The sequence below is a fragment of the Stenotrophomonas sp. DR822 genome (assembly GCF_019793815.1).
GTDB classification, from domain to species: Bacteria; Pseudomonadota; Gammaproteobacteria; order Xanthomonadales; family Xanthomonadaceae; genus Stenotrophomonas; species Stenotrophomonas indicatrix.
Genome location: NZ_CP081826.1, coordinates 921,852 through 939,125, shown reverse-complemented (window position 1 = coordinate 939,125; position 17,274 = coordinate 921,852). Strand labels below are relative to the sequence as shown.

Annotated in this window: 15 protein-coding genes; 8 read left to right on the top strand and 7 right to left on the bottom strand. The window is 67.3% G+C overall.

Translation table 11 applies throughout. The features are described 5' to 3' along the window. Nucleotides 1–56 precede the first annotated feature (56 nt). A complete protein-coding gene (locus K5K93_RS04205) occupies nucleotides 57–974 on the top strand; it encodes a LysR family transcriptional regulator (RefSeq protein ID WP_222389915.1) in 918 nt (305 codons plus the stop codon). Nucleotides 975–1,101: 127 nt separating this feature from the next. Here K5K93_RS04205 and recN read toward each other — a convergent pair whose 3' ends face one another. Beyond that, nucleotides 1,102–2,763, bottom strand: coding sequence for a DNA repair protein RecN (recN, locus tag K5K93_RS04200; protein ID WP_222389913.1), 1,662 nt, complete (start codon nucleotides 2,761–2,763; stop codon nucleotides 1,102–1,104). Between the two features lie 115 nt (nucleotides 2,764–2,878). On the opposite strand from recN, the gene hrcA reads away from it, so the two are divergent. The 4 genes from hrcA (at nucleotide 2,879) to dnaJ (ending at nucleotide 7,938) form a co-directional block, all read left to right on the top strand. Continuing rightward, on the top strand, nucleotides 2,879–3,943 hold the full coding sequence (gene hrcA / locus K5K93_RS04195; protein ID WP_222389912.1) for a heat-inducible transcriptional repressor HrcA: 1,065 nt from the start codon (nucleotides 2,879–2,881) through the stop codon (nucleotides 3,941–3,943). Nucleotides 3,944–4,006: 63 nt separating this feature from the next. Next, entirely contained in the window at nucleotides 4,007–4,522 is a 516-nt protein-coding gene (gene grpE / locus K5K93_RS04190; RefSeq protein WP_025878870.1) for a nucleotide exchange factor GrpE, read from the top strand. Between the two features lie 202 nt (nucleotides 4,523–4,724). Continuing rightward, a complete protein-coding gene (dnaK, locus tag K5K93_RS04185; protein WP_025878871.1) occupies nucleotides 4,725–6,650 on the top strand; it encodes a molecular chaperone DnaK in 1,926 nt (641 codons plus the stop codon). 154 nt (nucleotides 6,651–6,804) lie between these two features. Next, nucleotides 6,805–7,938, top strand: a complete 1,134-nt coding sequence (gene dnaJ / locus K5K93_RS04180; RefSeq protein ID WP_025878872.1) for a molecular chaperone DnaJ — start codon at nucleotides 6,805–6,807, stop codon at nucleotides 7,936–7,938. 99 nt (nucleotides 7,939–8,037) lie between these two features. Here the strand turns inward: dnaJ and K5K93_RS04175 are convergent, their stop codons facing one another. After that, nucleotides 8,038–8,835, bottom strand: a complete 798-nt coding sequence (locus tag K5K93_RS04175; protein ID WP_093819924.1) for a helix-turn-helix transcriptional regulator — start codon at nucleotides 8,833–8,835, stop codon at nucleotides 8,038–8,040. 73 nt (nucleotides 8,836–8,908) lie between these two features. On the opposite strand from K5K93_RS04175, the gene K5K93_RS04170 reads away from it, so the two are divergent. The 3 genes from K5K93_RS04170 to K5K93_RS04160 all read left to right on the top strand — a co-directional run bounded on the left by K5K93_RS04170 (nucleotide 8,909) and on the right by K5K93_RS04160 (nucleotide 12,882). Next, entirely contained in the window at nucleotides 8,909–10,108 is a 1,200-nt protein-coding gene (locus K5K93_RS04170) for an MFS transporter (RefSeq protein WP_222389911.1), read from the top strand. A gap of 744 nt (nucleotides 10,109–10,852) precedes the next feature. Beyond that, nucleotides 10,853–11,761, top strand: coding sequence for a pyridoxal kinase (pdxY, locus tag K5K93_RS04165; protein WP_208081411.1), 909 nt, complete (start codon nucleotides 10,853–10,855; stop codon nucleotides 11,759–11,761). Beyond that, complete coding sequence (locus K5K93_RS04160) at nucleotides 11,758–12,882, top strand: prephenate dehydrogenase (RefSeq protein ID WP_222389910.1); 1,125 nt, start codon at nucleotides 11,758–11,760, stop codon at nucleotides 12,880–12,882. The genes pdxY and K5K93_RS04160 overlap by 4 nt, the downstream gene beginning before the upstream one ends. Nucleotides 12,883–13,050: 168 nt before the next feature. Here K5K93_RS04160 and K5K93_RS04155 read toward each other — a convergent pair whose 3' ends face one another. The 5 genes from K5K93_RS04155 to K5K93_RS04135 form a co-directional block, all read right to left on the bottom strand. Further along, nucleotides 13,051–13,245 carry a hypothetical protein gene (locus tag K5K93_RS04155; protein WP_025875144.1) on the bottom strand — a complete coding sequence of 65 codons (195 nt, stop codon included), beginning with the start codon at nucleotides 13,243–13,245 and terminating at the stop codon, nucleotides 13,051–13,053. Nucleotides 13,246–13,313: 68 nt separating this feature from the next. Then, complete coding sequence (locus K5K93_RS04150) at nucleotides 13,314–15,092, bottom strand: ABC transporter transmembrane domain-containing protein (protein ID WP_222389909.1); 1,779 nt, start codon at nucleotides 15,090–15,092, stop codon at nucleotides 13,314–13,316. After that, nucleotides 15,085–15,681 carry a YigZ family protein gene (locus tag K5K93_RS04145; protein ID WP_033830875.1) on the bottom strand — a complete coding sequence of 199 codons (597 nt, stop codon included), beginning with the start codon at nucleotides 15,679–15,681 and terminating at the stop codon, nucleotides 15,085–15,087. Before K5K93_RS04145 ends, K5K93_RS04150 begins: the two co-directional genes overlap by 8 nt. A 34-nt stretch (nucleotides 15,682–15,715) precedes the next feature. Further along, the gene (locus K5K93_RS04140; protein ID WP_222389908.1) at nucleotides 15,716–16,699 is read right to left on the bottom strand and encodes a hypothetical protein; all 984 of its coding nucleotides are present in this window, start codon (nucleotides 16,697–16,699) and stop codon (nucleotides 15,716–15,718) included. Further along, nucleotides 16,696–17,214 carry an RNA polymerase sigma factor gene (locus tag K5K93_RS04135; protein ID WP_229291374.1) on the bottom strand — a complete coding sequence of 173 codons (519 nt, stop codon included), beginning with the start codon at nucleotides 17,212–17,214 and terminating at the stop codon, nucleotides 16,696–16,698. Before K5K93_RS04135 ends, K5K93_RS04140 begins: the two co-directional genes overlap by 4 nt. Between the last annotated feature and the right edge of the window lie 60 nt (nucleotides 17,215–17,274).

The following is a 17,274-nucleotide window of genomic DNA, read 5'->3' as shown; positions in this document are numbered from 1 at the left end:
GATCATCTGTGAACTAGACTGCGCATGGATAATCATCTGTGAATCTGATTCATCGCATGGCACGCACCGACATCAACCGATCCGGCGAACTGGAAGTGTTCGTGCGGGTGATCGAAACCGGCGGCTTTTCCGCTGCCGCCCGCAGCCTGGAGATGACGCCGTCGGCGGTCAGCAAGCTGGTCGCGCGGCTGGAGCAGCGGCTGGGCACGCGCCTGCTGCAGCGCTCCACCCGCCAGTTGCAGCTGACCCCGGAGGGTTGTTCGTTCTATGAGCGCGGCCTGCGGGTGCTGGCCGATCTGGAAGAGGCCGAACGCTGTGCCAGCGCCCACGCCGAGCCGCGGGGGCGGCTGCGGGTCAATGCCAACGTGCCGTTCGGCCAGCACTTCCTGCTGCCACTGCTGCCAGACTTCCTGCAGCGCCACCCGCAGGTCGGTGTGGACCTGACCCTGACCGACGAGGTGATCGATCTGCTGGAGCAGCGCACGGACGTGGCGGTGCGGGCCGGCCCGTTGAAGAGTTCCAGTCTGGTCGCGCGCCGGCTGGGAGCAACGCGGATGATGATCGTGGCGGCACCGGCCTATGCGGCACGACACGGACTGCCGGCCAATGCCGACGCGCTGCTGGTGCACAACCGGTTGGATATCGGCCATGCACGGTCGGTGCAGGGCTGGCCGCTGCTGCAGGATGGCCAGCAGCAGCGGGTACTGCCCAGCGGAAATGCGCGCGCCAGCAATGGCGACGCGCTGCGTCAGCTGGTGCTGGGTGGGCTGGGCCTGGCCCGGCTGGCGGCGTTCCAGGTGCAGGCCGACATCGCGGCAGGCCGGTTGCTGCCGGTGCTGGAGGACGCCAACCCGGGCGACCTGGAAGAGGTGCACGCGGTGTTCCTCGGGCAGGGGGGCTACCTGCCGCTGCGGGTGCGCGCGTTCCTTGATTTCCTGGTGGAGAACGTCGACCTGACGCAGCCGCGGGGGTAGGTATTGGTCCACGTGCGTCGGGTTGCCGGCCAGCGGCCGACACTACCGGGCGTCAGGCCTGCAGTAGATCCACGCCATGCGTGGATGAATGCCCGCGATTCACGCGCGCCAACAGGCGTGCAGGATCCTACACCTGCAGCAGCTTGCGCGCGGCGGCGCGGGCTTCCTTGCTCACTTCCACGCCACCCAGCATGCGCGCCAGCTCTTCCTCGCGGGCCTTTGCGTCGAGCTTCTCCACCGCGCTCTGGGTCATGCCTTCCACCGGTGCCTTGCTGACCCGGTAATGGGCGTGGCCCTTGGAGGCAACCTGCGGCAGATGGGTCACGCACAGCACCTGGCGCTTTTCGCCGAGGGCGCGCAGCTTCTGGCCGACGATATCGGCCACCGCGCCACCGATGCCGGAGTCGACTTCGTCGAACACCATGGTCGGCACTGCATCCAGGTCGAGCGCGGCCACTTCGATGGCCAGCGAAATACGTGACAGCTCGCCACCGGAAGCGACCTTGCGCAGCGCACGCGGTGGCTGGCCGGCATTGGCTGCCACCAGGAACTCGACGCGCTCGGCGCCCTGCGGGTCCGGCTTGCCGTTGTCCTGCGGCTCCAGCTCGATCAGGAACTGGCCGCCGCCCATGCCCAGCTCGGCAATGATGCCGGTGGTGGTGGCCGACAGCTCGGCAGCAGCGGTACGGCGGCTGGTGGTCAGTGCTGCGGCCTCGACACGCCAGGCCGCTGCGGCCTTCTCAATTTCGCCGGCCAGACGCTGCAGGCGCTCGTCGGCGCCGCGCAGCTGTTCCACTTCGGCGTGCATGCGCTCACGCTGCGCAGCCAGCTCATCCATCGGCACGCGGTGCTTGCGGGCCAGGTCGTGCAGGCGGCCGAGGCGGCGCTCGTTCTCCTCGAACTGGTCCGGATCGGCGTCCAGGTCGTCATGCACCCGGTCGAGCAGGGCGAGGGCCTCGTGCAGCTGGATGGAAGCGCTGTCGATCAATGCATCGACATCGCCCAGCCGCGGGTCATGTTCGGCCACCCGGGCCAGTTCATGCCGCACCTGCTGCAGCAGGTCCAGTGCCGAGTGGCCTTCGTCGCCGTTGAGCTGGTCTGAAGCTGCCTGGCAGGCGGCCAACAGGGCGCTGGCATGCGCCTGACGGCGATGGCTGGCGCCGAGCGCGGTGATCGACTCCGGCTCCAGATCCTCACGGTCCAGTTCGCGCAGCTGGTGTTCGAGGAAGCCGATGCGGTCACTCACGTCGCCCTGTTGCGACAGTGCGAGGGATTCATCGACCAGCGCCTGCCAGGTGGCGGCAGCGCGGCGCACCTGGCGGCGTTCGCTTTCGTTGCGGGCATAGGCGTCCAGCAGGGCCAGCTGCGACGGGCGCGTCAGCAGGGCCTGCTGCTCATGCTGGCCATGGATTTCCACCAGCAGGCCGGCGAGGTCGGCCAGCTGCGCCAGGGTGACCGGGCGGCCGTTGATCCACGAGCGCGAGCCGCCGTCGGCGCGGATCACGCGGCGCAGCTGGCATTGGTCTTCATCGTCCAGCTCATTGCTGGCCAGCCACTGGCGGGCGGCCTGCAGCTGGTCCAGCGCGAATTCGGCCGACAGCTCGGCCCGGGCCGCGCCATGGCGGACCACGCCGCTGTCGGCGCGCAGTCCGGACAGGAAGCCCAGGGCGTCGACCATCAGCGACTTGCCCGCGCCGGTCTCGCCTGAAACCACGGTCATGCCCGGCCCGAACTCCAGTTCGGTGGCGCGGACGACGGCGAAATCCTTGATTGAAAGATGTCTGAGCATGGGTAAGGGGATGTCTGCAGCCGCGCAACGCTAGCACGCGCGGCGGGGTCGTCCAATGACTTGCCAAGGGGATGCGCCGCCATTATCTAATGACCCTGTCTCACAGGTTGATTCCATGCACGGTTCTCCCGACCAACTTGCCCCGCGCGCGCGGCACCTGCTGCGCACGCTGATCGCGCGCTACATCCAGGATGGCGAGCCCGTGGGTTCGCAGACACTGGCGCGCGTGGCCGGTCTGGAGGTCAGTCCGGCCACCATCCGCAACATCCTCGGTGACCTGGAAGACCTGGGACTGCTGGCCTCGCCGCATACGTCGGCGGGCCGGATTCCAACCGCGCATGGCTACCGGGTGTTCGTCGACAGCCTGTTGCAGATGCAGCCGCCGGGCGAAGGGGAGCTGGCCCGGCTGCGTCAGGAGCTGGCCGGAGGCGGCAGTACCCAGGCGCTGCTCGGCAGTGCGTCGGAGCTGCTGTCGGCGATGAGCCACTTCGTTGGCGTGGTCAGCGCGCCGCGCCGCGAGCAGTTCGCCTTCCGCCAGATCGATTTCGTGGCGCTGGACGGGCGCCGGGTGCTGGCGATCCTGGTGTTTGCCGACAATGAAGTGCAGAACCGGGTGATCGAGACCCGCCAGGACTTCGCACCGGGGCAGCTGGAGCAGGTGGCCAACTACCTCAATGCCCACTTTGCCGGGCTGCCCCTGGCCGAGATCCGTACCCGCCTGCTGCTGGAGCTGCGCGACGCCCGTTCCGAGCTGGAACAGGTGCTGGCGCACAGCGTCGAACTGGCCGAGCAGGCCCTGCAGCCGCCGGCCGACGACATGCTGGTGGCCGGCCAGACGCGTCTGATGGGTGTGCAGGACCTGTCCGACCTGGAGCGCCTGCGCGAGCTGTTCGAGCTGTTTTCCAGCAAGCGCGAGATCCTGCAGCTGCTGGAGCGGACCATCCAGGCCCCCGGCGTGCGCATCTTCATCGGCGAGGAAACCGGCGTGGTTCCCCTGCAGGGGGTCTCGCTGGTCACCGCGCCGTACACCGCCAACGGCCAGGTACTGGGCGTGCTGGGCGTGATCGGGCCGAAGCGGATGGCCTACGACCGGATGATTCCGCTGGTCCAGGCCACCGCCGATGTGCTCGGCGCGGCCTTTTCGCCGAGCGGGCGAACTCCGGGTGCATCGGACGCTTGAAACGCAGCATCCCGCCCACACTAGGGTGGGTGGAGGCGGAGAGTGACCGCCAGGGACCCAGACATGAATCAAGATCAGCCAGACATCGCCGCCCAGCAGGCCGCCGCCGACGCAGCTGCCGCCGAGGGCGTCAACGAACAGATCGAACAGCTCCGTGCCGAAGTGGAGCAGGTCAAGGCCGAAGCGCTGCGTGAGCGCGCCGACCTCGACAACCAGCGCAAGCGCGTGGCCCGCGACATCGAACAGGCGCGCAAGTTCGCCAACGAGAAGCTGCTGGGCGAACTGCTGCCGGTATTCGACAGCCTCGATGCCGGCCTCAAGGCCGCCGGCGACGATGCCCATCCGCTTCGCGAGGGCCTGGAGCTGACCTACAAGCAGCTGCTGAAGGTCGCTGGTGACAACGGCCTGGTGCTGCTGGACCCGACCGGGCAGCCGTTCAACCCCGAACACCACCAGGCGATCAGCCAGGTCGCTGCCCCCGGCGCCGCACCGGGCAGCGTGGTGACCGTGTTCCAGAAGGGCTACCTGCTCAACGAGCGCCTGCTGCGGCCGGCGCTGGTGGTGGTTGCCGCCGACTGACCGCGGGCGCCGGGCCTGGCCTGGCGCGGGTTTTCCCGCCGCGACTGGGGCATCGGCACGACCGACGCTGAACGTGTTGGGCGAACGGAAACACAGCGTTCGGGGGATGGCTTGAATGTTCCACGAGCCTCCCCCACATCCCATTCATCCACCGGCCGAACGGCCGGACTGACAAAAACAACATCCTTCAGGAGTCTCCCCCATGGGCAAGATCATTGGTATCGACCTCGGCACCACCAACTCGTGCGTGGCGATCATGGACGGCGGCAAGGCCCGCGTCATCGAAAATTCGGAAGGCGATCGCACCACCCCGTCGATCGTCGCCTACACCAAGGACGGCGAAGTCCTGGTCGGTGCCTCGGCCAAGCGCCAGGCCGTGACCAATCCGAAGAACACCTTCTACGCGGTGAAGCGCCTGATCGGCCGCAAGTTCACCGACGCCGAAGTGCAGAAGGACATCGCGCACGTCCCGTACAGCATCCTGGCCCATGACAATGGCGATGCCTGGGTGGCCACCAGCGATGCCAAGAAGATGGCACCGCAGGAAATCTCGGCCAAGGTGCTGGAGAAGATGAAGAAGACCGCCGAGGACTTCCTCGGTGAGAAGGTCACCGAAGCGGTCATCACCGTGCCGGCCTACTTCAACGACAGCCAGCGCCAGGCAACCAAGGACGCTGGCCGCATCGCCGGCCTGGACGTCAAGCGCATCATCAACGAGCCGACCGCGGCCGCGCTGGCCTATGGCCTGGACAAGGGCGACAACAAGGATCGCAAGATCGTTGTCTACGACCTGGGCGGCGGCACCTTCGACGTCTCGGTGATCGAGATCGCCAATGTCGACGGCGAAAAGCAGTTCGAGGTGCTGGCCACCAACGGCGACACCTTCCTGGGTGGCGAAGACTTCGACAACCGCGTCATCGAGTACCTGGTTGAAGAGTTCAACAAGGACCAGGGCATCGACCTGCGCAAGGATCCGCTGGCCCTGCAGCGCCTGAAGGATGCTGCCGAGCGCGCCAAGATCGAACTGTCCAGCGCCCAGCAGACCGAAGTGAACCTGCCGTACGTCACCGCTGACGCGTCGGGTCCGAAGCACCTGAACATCAAGCTGACCCGCGCCAAGCTGGAATCGCTGGTGGAAGAGCTGATCAGGAAGTCGATCGAGCCGTGCCGCGTCGCCCTGAACGATGCCGGCCTGCGTTCGAGCGACATCAGCGAAGTGATCCTGGTCGGTGGCCAGACCCGCATGCCGAAGGTGCAGCAGGCTGTCACCGAGTTCTTCGGCAAGGAACCGCGCAAGGACGTCAACCCGGACGAAGCGGTGGCACTGGGTGCTGCGATCCAGGGCGGCGTGCTTGGTGGCGACGTCAAGGACGTGCTGCTGCTGGACGTGACCCCGCTGTCGCTGGGCATCGAAACCATGGGCGGTGTGTTCACCAAGATCATCGAAAAGAACACCACCATCCCGACCAAGGCCTCGCAGGTGTTCTCCACCGCCGAGGACAACCAGTCGGCCGTGACCGTGCACGTTCTGCAGGGTGAGCGCGAACAGGCCCGCTTCAACAAGTCGCTGGCCAAGTTCGACCTGTCCGGCATCGAGCCGGCCCCGCGCGGCCTGCCGCAGGTGGAAGTGTCCTTCGACATCGACGCCAACGGCATCCTGCACGTGTCGGCCAAGGACAAGAAGACCAACAAGGAACAGAAGGTCGAGATCAAGGCCGGTTCGGGTCTTTCCGAGGAAGAGATCGCACGCATGGTCGCCGACGCGGAAGCCAACCGCGAAGAAGACAAGAAGTTCCAGGAGCTGGTGCAGGCCCGCAACCAGGCCGATGCCTTGATCCACGGCACCCGCAGCGCAATCACCGAGCACGGCAGCAAGGTTGGTGGCGAAGTGATCGGCAAGGTGGAAGCGGCCCTGGCCGATCTGGAAACCGCGATGAAGGGTGACGACAAGGCGCAGATCGAAGCCAAGTCGAAGGTGCTGGAAGAAGCTGGCCAGTCGCTGTTCGCTGCGGCTTCGGCCGACCAGGGCGGTGCCGCCCCGGGTGCCGACGCCGGCAATGCGGGCAAGGCGCAGGATGACGTGGTGGACGCCGAGTTCACCGAAGTCAAGGACGACAAGAAGTCCTGATCCGGACCGACACGGGACGCTGGTTGCCAGCGTCCCGTTGTCGTACCAGGGTCCTGACCGCCCTCTGGCGTGTCGGGGCGCCCGACGCAAGAGCGGACATGGTTCCGCTCTTCCGCTTTGACGAATCCCGACTTTCCGGAATGCGATCCACGATATGAGCAAGCGCGATTACTACGAAGTGCTGGGCGTTGCCCGCACCGCTACCGACGAAGAACTGAAGAAGTCCTATCGCCGTTGCGCGATGAAGTTCCACCCGGACCGCAACCCGGGTGATGCGGCGGCCGAAGCCTCCTTCAAGGAGTGCAAGGAAGCCTACGAAGTCCTGTCCGACGGCAACAAGCGCCGCATGTACGACAGCCATGGCCATGCCGCGTTCGAACACGGCATGGGCGGTGGTGGCGGTGGTCCGGGCGGCCCGGACATGAACGATATTTTCGGCGACATCTTCGGCAACATCTTTGGTGGTGCCGGCGGTGGTGGCCCGCGCCAGGCGCGTCGCGGCGCCGACATCGGTTACGTGATGGAGCTGGACCTGGAAGAAGCGGTGCGTGGCGTCGAGCGTCGCATCGAGATTCCGACCCTGGCCGAATGCGGCGACTGCGATGGCAGCGGCTCGGAAGACGGCAAGGTCGAGACCTGCAACGTCTGCCATGGTCGTGGCCAGGTGCGCATCCAGCGCGGCATCTTCGCCATGCAGCAGGCCTGCCACAACTGTGGTGGTCGTGGCCAGATCATCGCCAAGCCCTGCAAGACCTGCCACGGCAACGGCCGTGTCGAAGAAGACAAGGTGCTGTCGGTGAAGGTGCCGGCGGGCGTGGATACCGGCGACCGCATCCGCCTGGCGGGTGAGGGCGAGGCCGGCCCTGCGGGGACGCCACCGGGCGATCTGTACGTGGAAGTGCGCGTGCGCGAGCACCACATCTTCCAGCGCGACGGCGACGACCTGCACTGCGAAGTGCCGATCCGCATTTCGCAGGCCGCACTGGGCGATACCGTGCGCGTGGCCACCCTCGGTGGTGAAGCGGAAATCCGTATCCCGGCCGAGACCCAGACCGGCAAGCTGTTCCGCCTGCGTGGCAAGGGCGTGCGTTCGGTGCGCAGCCGCAGCGAGGGTGACCTGTACTGCCGCGTGGTAGTGGAGACGCCGGTAAACCTCACCAGCGACCAGCGCAAACTGCTGGAGCAGTTCGAAGCCACCTTCAACGGCGAGGACGCGCGCAAGCATTCGCCGAAGTCGGCGACCTTCATCGACGGCGTCAAGGGCTTCTGGGATCGGATGACGTCCTGATCCCTTGAGGGAAATGTTGAACGGCAGCGCCGGGCCATCCCCGGCGTTTTCGTTTCCGGCGCAGCAGATCCGTGCCATGCGTGGACGCGGTGCGACGGATCAACGGAAGAATGCCGCCGGCGTCTGCCCCAGCTGGCGCTTGAACATGCTGGTGAATGCACTGGGGCTGTCGTAGCCCATCGCCAGCGCAACATCGATCACCTTCTCGCCGCGGGCCAGCCGTTCCATCGCGGCCAGCAGGCGCGCCTGCTGCCGCCACTGGCCAAACGTCATGCCCAGCTCGCTGGCGAAGTGGCGCTGGATGGTTTTCACGTCGATCGCCAACGCCTGCGCCCAGTCCTGCAGGGTCGCCTCGTCGCCGGGATGTTTCTGGATGTGCTGGCAGATCCTGTGCAGGCGCGGGTCGACGGGCTCGGGCAGGTGCAACGGCAGTACGTCCATGCGGTGCAGTTCGTCGAGCATCAGCCGCACCACGCGGCCATCGCGGCTGTCTTCTTCATGCGGCCCGTCGATCAGGATGGCTGCCTGCAGCAGTTCGCGCAGCAGCGGTGCCACCTGCACGGCAAAGGGCTCTGCGGGCAGCTGCGGGGCGAATGACGGTTCGATGTACAGGCTGCGCATGTGCACCTCGGCGATGCAGTCCACCGCATGGGCCATGCCCGCCGGCATCCAGATGGCGCGGGTAGAGGGCACCACCCAGCGGCCGACTTCCGAGCGCACCACCATCAGCCCGGACATGGAATAGACCAGCTGGTGCCGCCGGTGCTTGTGCGCCGCGATGTGGGTGCCGGCGCGGTAGTCGCGTGCGCGGCAGGTGACCGGGCGATGCACCGGCACCTCGTTCCACGGCGCGGTTTCGCGGACGGGGCAGGGGGTGTCCTTTTTGCGATAGGCCATGACCAGAACGCGGCAGAAGGGAGTAGATGCCCACCGTAGCATGCACGGCTCGCCCCCATCCTGACCGTGCGCAATGTCGACTCTGGCTTCTCCCGCCGTATCCGCCCGCCCCGTATCGCCCGGAGTGCTGGCGGCGATCTCCAGCTCCCACATGGTCAACGACATGATGCAGTCGCTGATCCTGGCCATCTATCCGGTGATCAAGGGCGGCTTCAATCTCAGCTTCACCCAGATCGGCCTGATCACGCTGACCTACCAGCTCACCGCCTCGATCTTCCAGCCGCTGGTCGGCCTTGCCACCGACCGCCGGCCGGCCCCGTACTCGCTGCCGATCGGCATGGCCTCGACCTTGTGCGGCATGCTGCTGCTCGGCTTTGCGCCCAACTACGCGATGGTGCTGCTGGCCGCCGCGCTGGTCGGTATCGGTTCGGCCATCTTCCATCCGGAAGCCTCGCGCATCGCACGCCTCGCCTCCGGCGGCCGTCATGGCTTGGCGCAGTCGGTATTCCAGGTGGGAGGCAACTTCGGCACGGCGCTGGGGCCGCTGATCGCCGCAGCGGTGATCGTGCCCTATGGCCAGCATTCCGCATCGTGGTTTGCCGGTGCAGCGTTGATCGGCATTGCCCTGCTGACCTATGTCGGTCGCTGGTACTCGCTGCATCTGGGCGCGCCCAGGCCAGCAGCGCATGGTGTGACTGCCGCGCGCCATCCGCCGCGCACGATCGCCCGGGTGCTGGCCATCCTGCTGGTGCTGATCTTCAGCAAGTACTTCTACATGGCCAGCATCGGCAGCTACTTCACCTTCTACCTGATGCATCATTTCGGCATTCCGGTGGCGCAGGCGCAGCTGCATCTGTTCGCCTTCCTGGTAGCGTCCGCCGCGGGTGGATTCTTCGGCGGGCCGCTGGGCGATCGTATCGGTCGCAAGCCGATCATCTGGGCCTCGATCCTGGGCGTGGCACCGTTCGCGCTGATGCTGCCGCATGCCGACCTGCTGTGGACGACGGTGCTGGCGGTGCTGATCGGCTTCGTGCTGTCTTCGGCCTTCTCGGCGATCGTGGTCTATGCGCAGGAAATGATGCCGCACCGCATCGGCATGGTGTCCGGGCTGTTCTTTGGCTTTGCCTTCGGCATGGGCGGCCTCGGCGCAGCGGTGCTCGGTCTGCTGGCTGACAAGACCAGCATCGAATTCGTCTACCAGCTGACCGCGTTCCTGCCGTTGCTGGGCATCGTCGCGGCCTGGCTGCCGCCGTCCAGGCCTGTTGCGCACTGAGGGGTGTTCTTCGGCAGGGCTGCGCTCTGCACCTGCAGAGGCCAGAGCAACGGCAACGGCAACGGCAAAAGCGTGCATTTCGTGGGATGGCGGGGTGGGTCCGGTTGCGGGGGACGCCGTGAATCCATCCCTGGGGCTTGGCCGCGGCTTGCTCGTGTGCGCAATCCTGCGCACACGGCAAGACCGGGGTTGGGCGTCCTGCCCAACCCGCCCGAGGCATGCCTCGGGCCCATGCCGCGGACACCCCCGCACCCGGACCCACCCCGCCTTCGACGGATTTCCGCAATCTGTCGGGATGGCATGACTTGTTGTTGGTGGGTGTCGACCTTGGTCGACACTTCGTGGATGCTCTTCGATTCGAATTCGAAATATTCGATTCCGATGGAGATTCATCCACGCATGTCGTGGATCCATCACCATCCGTCACCGGGAAACTGTCGAGGGCGGGGCGGTATGGGGCTGCAGGACCGTTGGCGCCATGGATGGCGCCATCGAGCCCCCAAGGGTGAGGGCGCTTTGCTTGCGAAGCACTGCTTCGCAAGCGCCCGAACGCACAGCCGCCAGCGGCTGGGCCGGACCGCGGAGCGGGGTTTACGGCGTGTCCTGCAGCCCCATACCGCCCCGCCAAACCACAGAAAAGCCAGAGCCGGCTGTTGCTGTTGCCTCGGCTTTGGCTGTGGCTATTGCCTCTGCAGGTGCAGGGCGCAGCCCTGCCGAAAACCCCCTTGGGCGTAGAATGCGGGCATGAGCGAATCCCTCGACAACCACCTGGTCCACGGCCGCCGCCAGCGGCCCGACGGCCCTTCGCCGATCGATGTCATTTCGGTCCAATCACAACTGGTCTACGGCCATGCCGGCAACAGCGCCGCGCTACCGCCGATGCGTGCGCTCGGCGTGCGCGTGGCCTCGATCCCGACCACGCTGCTGAGCAATGCACCGTTCTACGAGACCACCCGTGGCCGTGTGCTGCCCAGCGACTGGTTTGCCGATCTGCTGCTCGGCACGCATGAACGGGGTCTTCCGCAGCGGGCGAAGATGCTGGTCTCCGGCTACTTCGGCAGCGCTGCCAATGGTGCTGCGTTTGCTGATTGGCTGGACGGGATCCTGCCGGCGTGCCCGCAGCTGCGCTACTGCCTGGACCCGGTGATCGGTGATACCCACACCGGCCCCTACGTGGAGCCGGGACTGGAAGCGATCTTCGCTGAGCGCCTGCTGCCGCATGCATGGCTGGTTACCCCGAATGCCTTCGAACTCGGTCGCCTGACCGGCATGCCGGCGCTGGCCGAAGCCGATGCCATTGCTGCCTCGCGCGCGCTGCTGGCGCGGGGACCGCAGTGGGTGCTGGCGCACAGCGTCGGCGGCAATCCGGGCGAGCTGGTGACGCTGGCTGTGGGGCGCGAGGAAACCTGGCGCTGGACCTCGCCGCTGCTGCCGGTGGATGTGGCAGGCACCGGCGATGTGCTGATGTCGCTGATGGTGTCCTTCCTGTTGCGTGGTGAGCCGATGCAGATGGCCATCTCGCGGGCCATCGCCGGCACCCATGCGGCGCTGGAGGCGACCCTGGCCCACGGCTTCGAAGAGTTCGACGTGATCGCGGCCGCACCGGCGGCACTGGCCGATGGCATGCGCTTCCGCGCCGAACGGCTGGCATGAGCGATCTGCACGAACGCACGCCGCGCACGGTCGGCATCGTCGGCAGTGCCGGCGCCTATGGACGCTGGCTGACCCGGTTCTTCGAACAGCACATGCAGGTGCGCGTGATCGGCCACGATCCGGCCGATGCGGGTTCGCATGCGCCGGAGCAGTTGCTGGAACAGGCCGACGTGTTGGTGTTCTCCGCACCGATCCGGCACACCTCCGCGTTGATTGCCGAGTACGTGCGCCTGTCGGCGGGCCGCGAGCAGGAACGCTTGTGGCTGGATGTGACCTCGGTTAAGGAAGCGCCGGTGCAGGCGATGCTGGCCTCGTGCGCCGAGGTGGTGGGCCTGCATCCGATGACGGCGCCGCCCAAGGCGCCGACCCTGAAGGGCCGGGTGATGGTGGTCTGCGAGGCCAGGCTGCAGCATTGGCGGCCGTGGGTCGACGCACTGTGCCTGGCACTGCAGGCCGAATGCGTGCGCGCCACCCCGCAGCACCATGACCAGATGATGGCGCTGGTGCAGGCGATGGTGCATGCGACCCACCTGGCCCAGGCAGGTGTGCTGCGCGAGTACCAACCGCAGCTGGGCACGTTGGCGGCGATGCTGCCGTATCGATCGGCTTCGTTCGAACTGGATACCGCGATCATCTCGCGCATCCTGTCGTTGAATCCGGCGATCTACGAAGACATCCAGTTCGGCAATCCCTATGTGGCGCCGATGCTGCAACGCCTGATCGGCCAGCTGCAGACGCTGCAGGTGCAGGTGGGGCAGGGCGACGAAGCTGCGCGGGGCGCGTTCCGCGATCACCTGCTGGAGGCCAACAGGTGTGCCTTCGGCGATCAGGCGCTGGCTGCGGGCAACTACACCTTCGAGCGCGTCGGCTATCTGCTGGCCGACCTGACCGAGCGCAACGCACTGTCGGTGCATCTGCCTGAAGACCGCGCCGGTTCGTTGCGTGAGCTGCTGAACGTGTTCGAGCAGCATGGCATCAGCCTCGCCTCGATCCACTCCTCGCGCACGCCCGCCGGCGAAGTGCATTTCCGCATCGGTTTCGTGGCCGGCAGCGAGCCAGGGGCTATCGCGGCAGCCGCGGCAGCAGTGGATGCCAGCGGGATCGGCCGGGTGCTGGCGTAACGCCATTCATCCACAGGGCGTGTGGATGGCTTCTGCGCAAACATGTGGATAACCGGCGGCAGGCCTTGGCGTGCAAGGCTGTCAAGATGGTTGGTCAAAAAATGACCAACCTTTTTTCTGTCCGTAACAGCTGTAGAGCCGGGGCATGCCCGGCTCTGCGGTGCATCGCTAGATCGACAACCTGACCTCGCCGCCGCTGGTGGTGAACTCGCGGCCGTTGCGTACCAGCTGGCGGCCGTCATCAAGCTCATAACGCGGCGTCGCTTCGGAGCCATGCCCACTGCCGCTGGCCTCTGGCTTGAACTCGATGATGATGTGGCTTTCGCCATTGCTGTCGACAGCAGGGAACTGACGGAACGACATGCCTGGCCTCCTTCAGTGGTTCTTCGCTACGCCACCAGAGTGATCCGGCCGGTGTTAGCCGGCCGTCATCAATCGATGAACTGCAGGCGTGCAAGCTCCGCATACAGGCCGCCTTCAGCCAGCAGCTGCGTATGCGTGCCTTCGGCCACGATACGGCCATGGTCCATTACCACGATGCGGTCGGCCTTCAGCACGGTCGCCAGCCGATGGGCGATGACCACCGTGGTGCGCCCCGCCATCAAGCGTTCCAGCGCCTGCTGCACGCCATGTTCGCTCTGTGCATCCAGCGCGCTGGTGGCTTCGTCGAGCAGCAGGATCGGTGCGTCCTTCAGCAAGGCACGGGCGATCGCCACGCGCTGTTGCTGGCCACCGGACAGGCGGGCACCGCGCTCGCCCAGTTCGCTGTCGTAGCCCTCTGGCAGAGCACGCAGGAAGGCGTCGGCCTCGGCGGCACGGGCTGCGTCCTCCACCTCGGCGTCACTGGCCTCCAGCCGGCCATAGCGGATGTTGTCGCGTGCGCTGGCGGCGAACAATGTCGGCTGCTGCGGCACCAGCGCCAGGTGCGCCCGAAGCTCGGCAGGATCGACGTCGCGCACATCGATGCCGTCCACGCAGATGCGGCCGCTTGCCGGATCGTGGAAGCGCAGCAGCATCGACAGCACCGTGCTCTTGCCGGCGCCTGACGGGCCGACCAGGGCGACGGTTTCACCCGGCCGCACGTGCAGGTTGAAATGATCCAGCGCGGCCTGGTCCGGTCGCTGCGGGTAGTTGAACACCACGTCGTCGAAATGGATCTCGCCACGCAGCGGCTGTGGCAGCGCACGCGGCTTGGCCGGCGCACGGATCTCGATGTCTTCCTGCAGCAGCTCGCCGATGCGGCCCATGCCGCCGGAGGCGCGCTGCAGTTCGTTCCACACTTCGGCCAGCGCACCGACCGAACCGCCGCCGATCAGTGCGTACAGCACGAACTGGCCCAACGTACCGGCGCTGAGCCGCCCGTCGATGACGTCGTGCGCGCCCAGCCACAGCACCCCGACAATCGCACCGAACACCAGCAGGATGGCGCTGGCGGTCACCAGCGACTGCGCGCCGATGCGCCGGCGCGCGGCACGGATCGCATCGCCCAGCGCATGGTCGAAACGGCCGCGTTCATAGGGCTCGCGCGCATGCGCCTGCACAGTGCGCACCGCGCCCAGTGTTTCGCTGGCCAGGCTGTTGGCATCGGCGATGCGGTCCTGGCTGCTGCGCGCGATGGTACGCAGCTTGCGCGCGCCGATGATGATCGGCAGCACTGCCAGCGGGATGCCGAGCAGCGACCAGGCGGCCAGCCGCGGACTGGTGACGAACAGCATCGCCAGGCTGCCGACCACGGTGACACTGCTGCGCAGCGCCACGGACATGGTCGAGCCGACCACGCTGCGCAGCAGTTCGCTGTCGGCGGTCAGGCGCGAAACCAGCTCGCCGCTGCGGCTGCGGTCGTGGAAGCCGGCGCCGAGCTGGATCAGGTGCGCGTACAGCCGGCTGCGCAGATCCGCCACGACCTTCTCGCCGAGCAGCGAAACAAAGTAGAAGCGCGCCGCCGTCGCCAACGCCAGCACCACGGCGACCAGCATCAGCAATGCAAAGGCACGGTTGATCTGGCCCCCGCTGCTGAAGCCGTGGTCGATCATCTGCTTCACCGCCGGCGGCAGGCTCAGGGTCGCCGCTGACGAAACGGCCAGGGCCAGCAGCCAGGCGCTGAACAATCCGCTGTGGCGGCGCACGAACGGCCACAGTGTGCGCAGGCTGCCGAGGCGGCGCAGCGGCGGGGAGGCCGGGTCGGTCGCCGGTGCGTCCTTGTCAGTCATCGAGGGGGTCATCTTGGATACGGATACGATCACGGGTGGCGTCGCGCAGGCGGATTTTCAATGCGTCGACCTGGTCTGCGGGCAATTCCACCCGCAATCTCACGCCATTGGCATCGAACTGTTCATCGCGCTTTTCGGCCGCGTGGGCCGGCAGGGCCGCATGCAGCGCGCCCAGGTCCTCGAATCCAGCCACCAGCTGCAGCCGCGCCATCGCCACCAGTGGCAGGCGCGGCGCGGTGCGCAGGCATTCGGCAGCGGCGCCGCCGTAAGCCCGGACCAGGCCGCCGGCGCCCAGCTTGATGCCGCCGAACCAGCGGGTGACCACCACCATCACCCGGTCGAATCCCTGGCCATCGATGGCAGCCAGGATCGGGCGGCCCGCGGTGCCGGCGGGCTCGCCGTCATCGCTGGAGCGATAGTCCTGGCCGTGCCGGTAGGCCCAGCAGTTGTGGGTCGCATCGGCTACCGATACGTCCTGCAGAAATGCCATCGCCGCAGACGCGCTCTCGATCGGCGCGGCATGCGCGATGAAGCGGCTGTGCTTGACGTCCAGGGTGTGGTTGACCGGTTGGGCGAGGGTGTCGGGCATTCCCTTCATTCTACGGGCTTGCCGCCGACGTGCTTCAGTCGTCCAGCAATGGCCGCACATCCTTTGGCAGGCGCGCCTCTGGATAGGTCTGCAGGTAACGCTCCAGGCTCGCCCGGGCCAGGTCGCGCTGGCCGGCGTCGCGGCGCTCGCGGATCTTCTGCAGCCATTGCCGGCGTGGCAGCCCGGCATCGGCCTGCACTTCGGCCTGTACCGCGTCCGCGCTGAGGTTCGCGTCGCTTGCGCGGCGCATGACGCCAGGCGCGGTTCTGCCGGCCGCGTCCTGCTTGGCCGCGGTGAGCGCGACGCGGTCTTCGGCCGTGGCCTGTGCGGAGGGCATGGATTCGGCCGTCGCCGCAGTGGCCTTGCGGGCCCTCATCGCCGCGGCAGGGGCCGCAGGCGCAGGTGCCGAATAGGCCTCGGCCGCGGGGGGCGCTGCCGCTGGCATCGGAGGCGGCGCAAACGCTGTGTCGGCTGCAGGCGCAGGTGGCGGTGCCGGCGCCATCATCGGAGCAGGTGCCTGCCGGGGTGCGGCAGGCGCGGGTTTCACCACCTCCGCGATGGCCGGTGCCGGAGCCGGTGCTGCCTTGGCCGGCGCAGGCGCCGGTGCCGCGGCCGGTGCAGGTAGCTGTGCGGCATCGGTGGCCGCGACATCGGCGGCCGCGCTGTCGTAGGCCGTGCCTTCGGCGCTCGCATCGGCCGCCATTTCCTGCGCAGCCGGCGCGGTGGCAACTGCCTCGGCAGGGGCCGAGGGCGGCTCTGGACGCATCTGCCAGGCGATGCCAACGGCGAACACCGTCGATGCGGCCACGCCGAATACGGCCGGCCAGCGGCGGCGCGGGCGCGGCGTGCGCGGTGCCGCCGGCGCTGGGGCTGCCTCGCGTGCTGGCGTCTCCACGGCCGCACGCGCAGCGGCGAGGATCGCCGCGTCCAGTGCCGGCGGAGGGCCCTGTTCGGTGCGGCGCCCAAGCAGGCGTGCCAGTTCGCGTTCTTCCGGCGTCAGTGCATCGTCTCGGTTCATGCGTTCAGTCCCGCACGCAGCTTGTCCATCGCATAGCGCAGCCGCGATTTCACGGTTTCCCGGCCAACGCCGGTGATCTGGCCGATCTCCTCCAGGCTCAGTTCCTGTTCCAGCCGCAGCTGCAGCACTTCGCGCTGTTCTGCGGGCAGTTCTTCCATCGCCAGCTGGATGCGGCGACGTTGCTCGAATTCGGACAATTCCGCTTCCGGTGTCTGCCCATCTTCCAGCGCGGCCAAGCGCAGATCGGCATCGGCCGGTGCAGGGGGGCGATGGCGGGCGGCGCGCCAGTGGTCGTTCAGGCGGTTGTGGGCGATGCGGAACAGCCAGGTGCTGAAGGCTGCATCGGCCTGCCAGCCTGCACGCGCGCTGATCACCCGCTGCCAGACGTCCTGGAACATCTCCTCGGCCAGCGCGGTGTCGCGCAGCTGCCGCAGCAGGAAGCCGAACAGGCGCTTGCGATGACGGGCATACAGGCTTTCGAACGCGTGCACTTCACCGGCGGCCCAGGCCAGCATCAAGGCTTCATCGGTTGGCAGGGCGCTGGCATCCACGCCGTACAGGGTAAGCCCTGCAGG

Bases quoted from the DNA above. Each gene is read 5' to 3' on its own strand.
- K5K93_RS04205 (WP_222389915.1), top strand. From the start codon at position 57: ATGGCACGCACCGACATCAACCGATCCGGCGAACTGGAAGTGTTCGTG.
- recN (WP_222389913.1), bottom strand. From the start codon at position 2,763: ATGCTCAGACATCTTTCAATCAAGGATTTCGCCGTCGTCCGCGCCACC.
- hrcA (WP_222389912.1), top strand. From the start codon at position 2,879: ATGCACGGTTCTCCCGACCAACTTGCCCCGCGCGCGCGGCACCTGCTG.
- grpE (WP_025878870.1), top strand. From the start codon at position 4,007: ATGAATCAAGATCAGCCAGACATCGCCGCCCAGCAGGCCGCCGCCGAC.
- dnaK (WP_025878871.1), top strand. From the start codon at position 4,725: ATGGGCAAGATCATTGGTATCGACCTCGGCACCACCAACTCGTGCGTG.
- dnaJ (WP_025878872.1), top strand. From the start codon at position 6,805: ATGAGCAAGCGCGATTACTACGAAGTGCTGGGCGTTGCCCGCACCGCT.
- K5K93_RS04175 (WP_093819924.1), bottom strand. From the start codon at position 8,835: ATGGCCTATCGCAAAAAGGACACCCCCTGCCCCGTCCGCGAAACCGCG.
- K5K93_RS04170 (WP_222389911.1), top strand. From the start codon at position 8,909: ATGTCGACTCTGGCTTCTCCCGCCGTATCCGCCCGCCCCGTATCGCCC.
- pdxY (WP_208081411.1), top strand. From the start codon at position 10,853: ATGAGCGAATCCCTCGACAACCACCTGGTCCACGGCCGCCGCCAGCGG.
- K5K93_RS04160 (WP_222389910.1), top strand. From the start codon at position 11,758: ATGAGCGATCTGCACGAACGCACGCCGCGCACGGTCGGCATCGTCGGC.
- K5K93_RS04155 (WP_025875144.1), bottom strand. From the start codon at position 13,245: ATGTCGTTCCGTCAGTTCCCTGCTGTCGACAGCAATGGCGAAAGCCAC.
- K5K93_RS04150 (WP_222389909.1), bottom strand. From the start codon at position 15,092: ATGACTGACAAGGACGCACCGGCGACCGACCCGGCCTCCCCGCCGCTG.
- K5K93_RS04145 (WP_033830875.1), bottom strand. From the start codon at position 15,681: ATGCCCGACACCCTCGCCCAACCGGTCAACCACACCCTGGACGTCAAG.
- K5K93_RS04140 (WP_222389908.1), bottom strand. From the start codon at position 16,699: ATGAACCGAGACGATGCACTGACGCCGGAAGAACGCGAACTGGCACGC.
- K5K93_RS04135 (WP_229291374.1), bottom strand. From the start codon at position 17,214: ATGCTGGCCTGGGCCGCCGGTGAAGTGCACGCGTTCGAAAGCCTGTAT.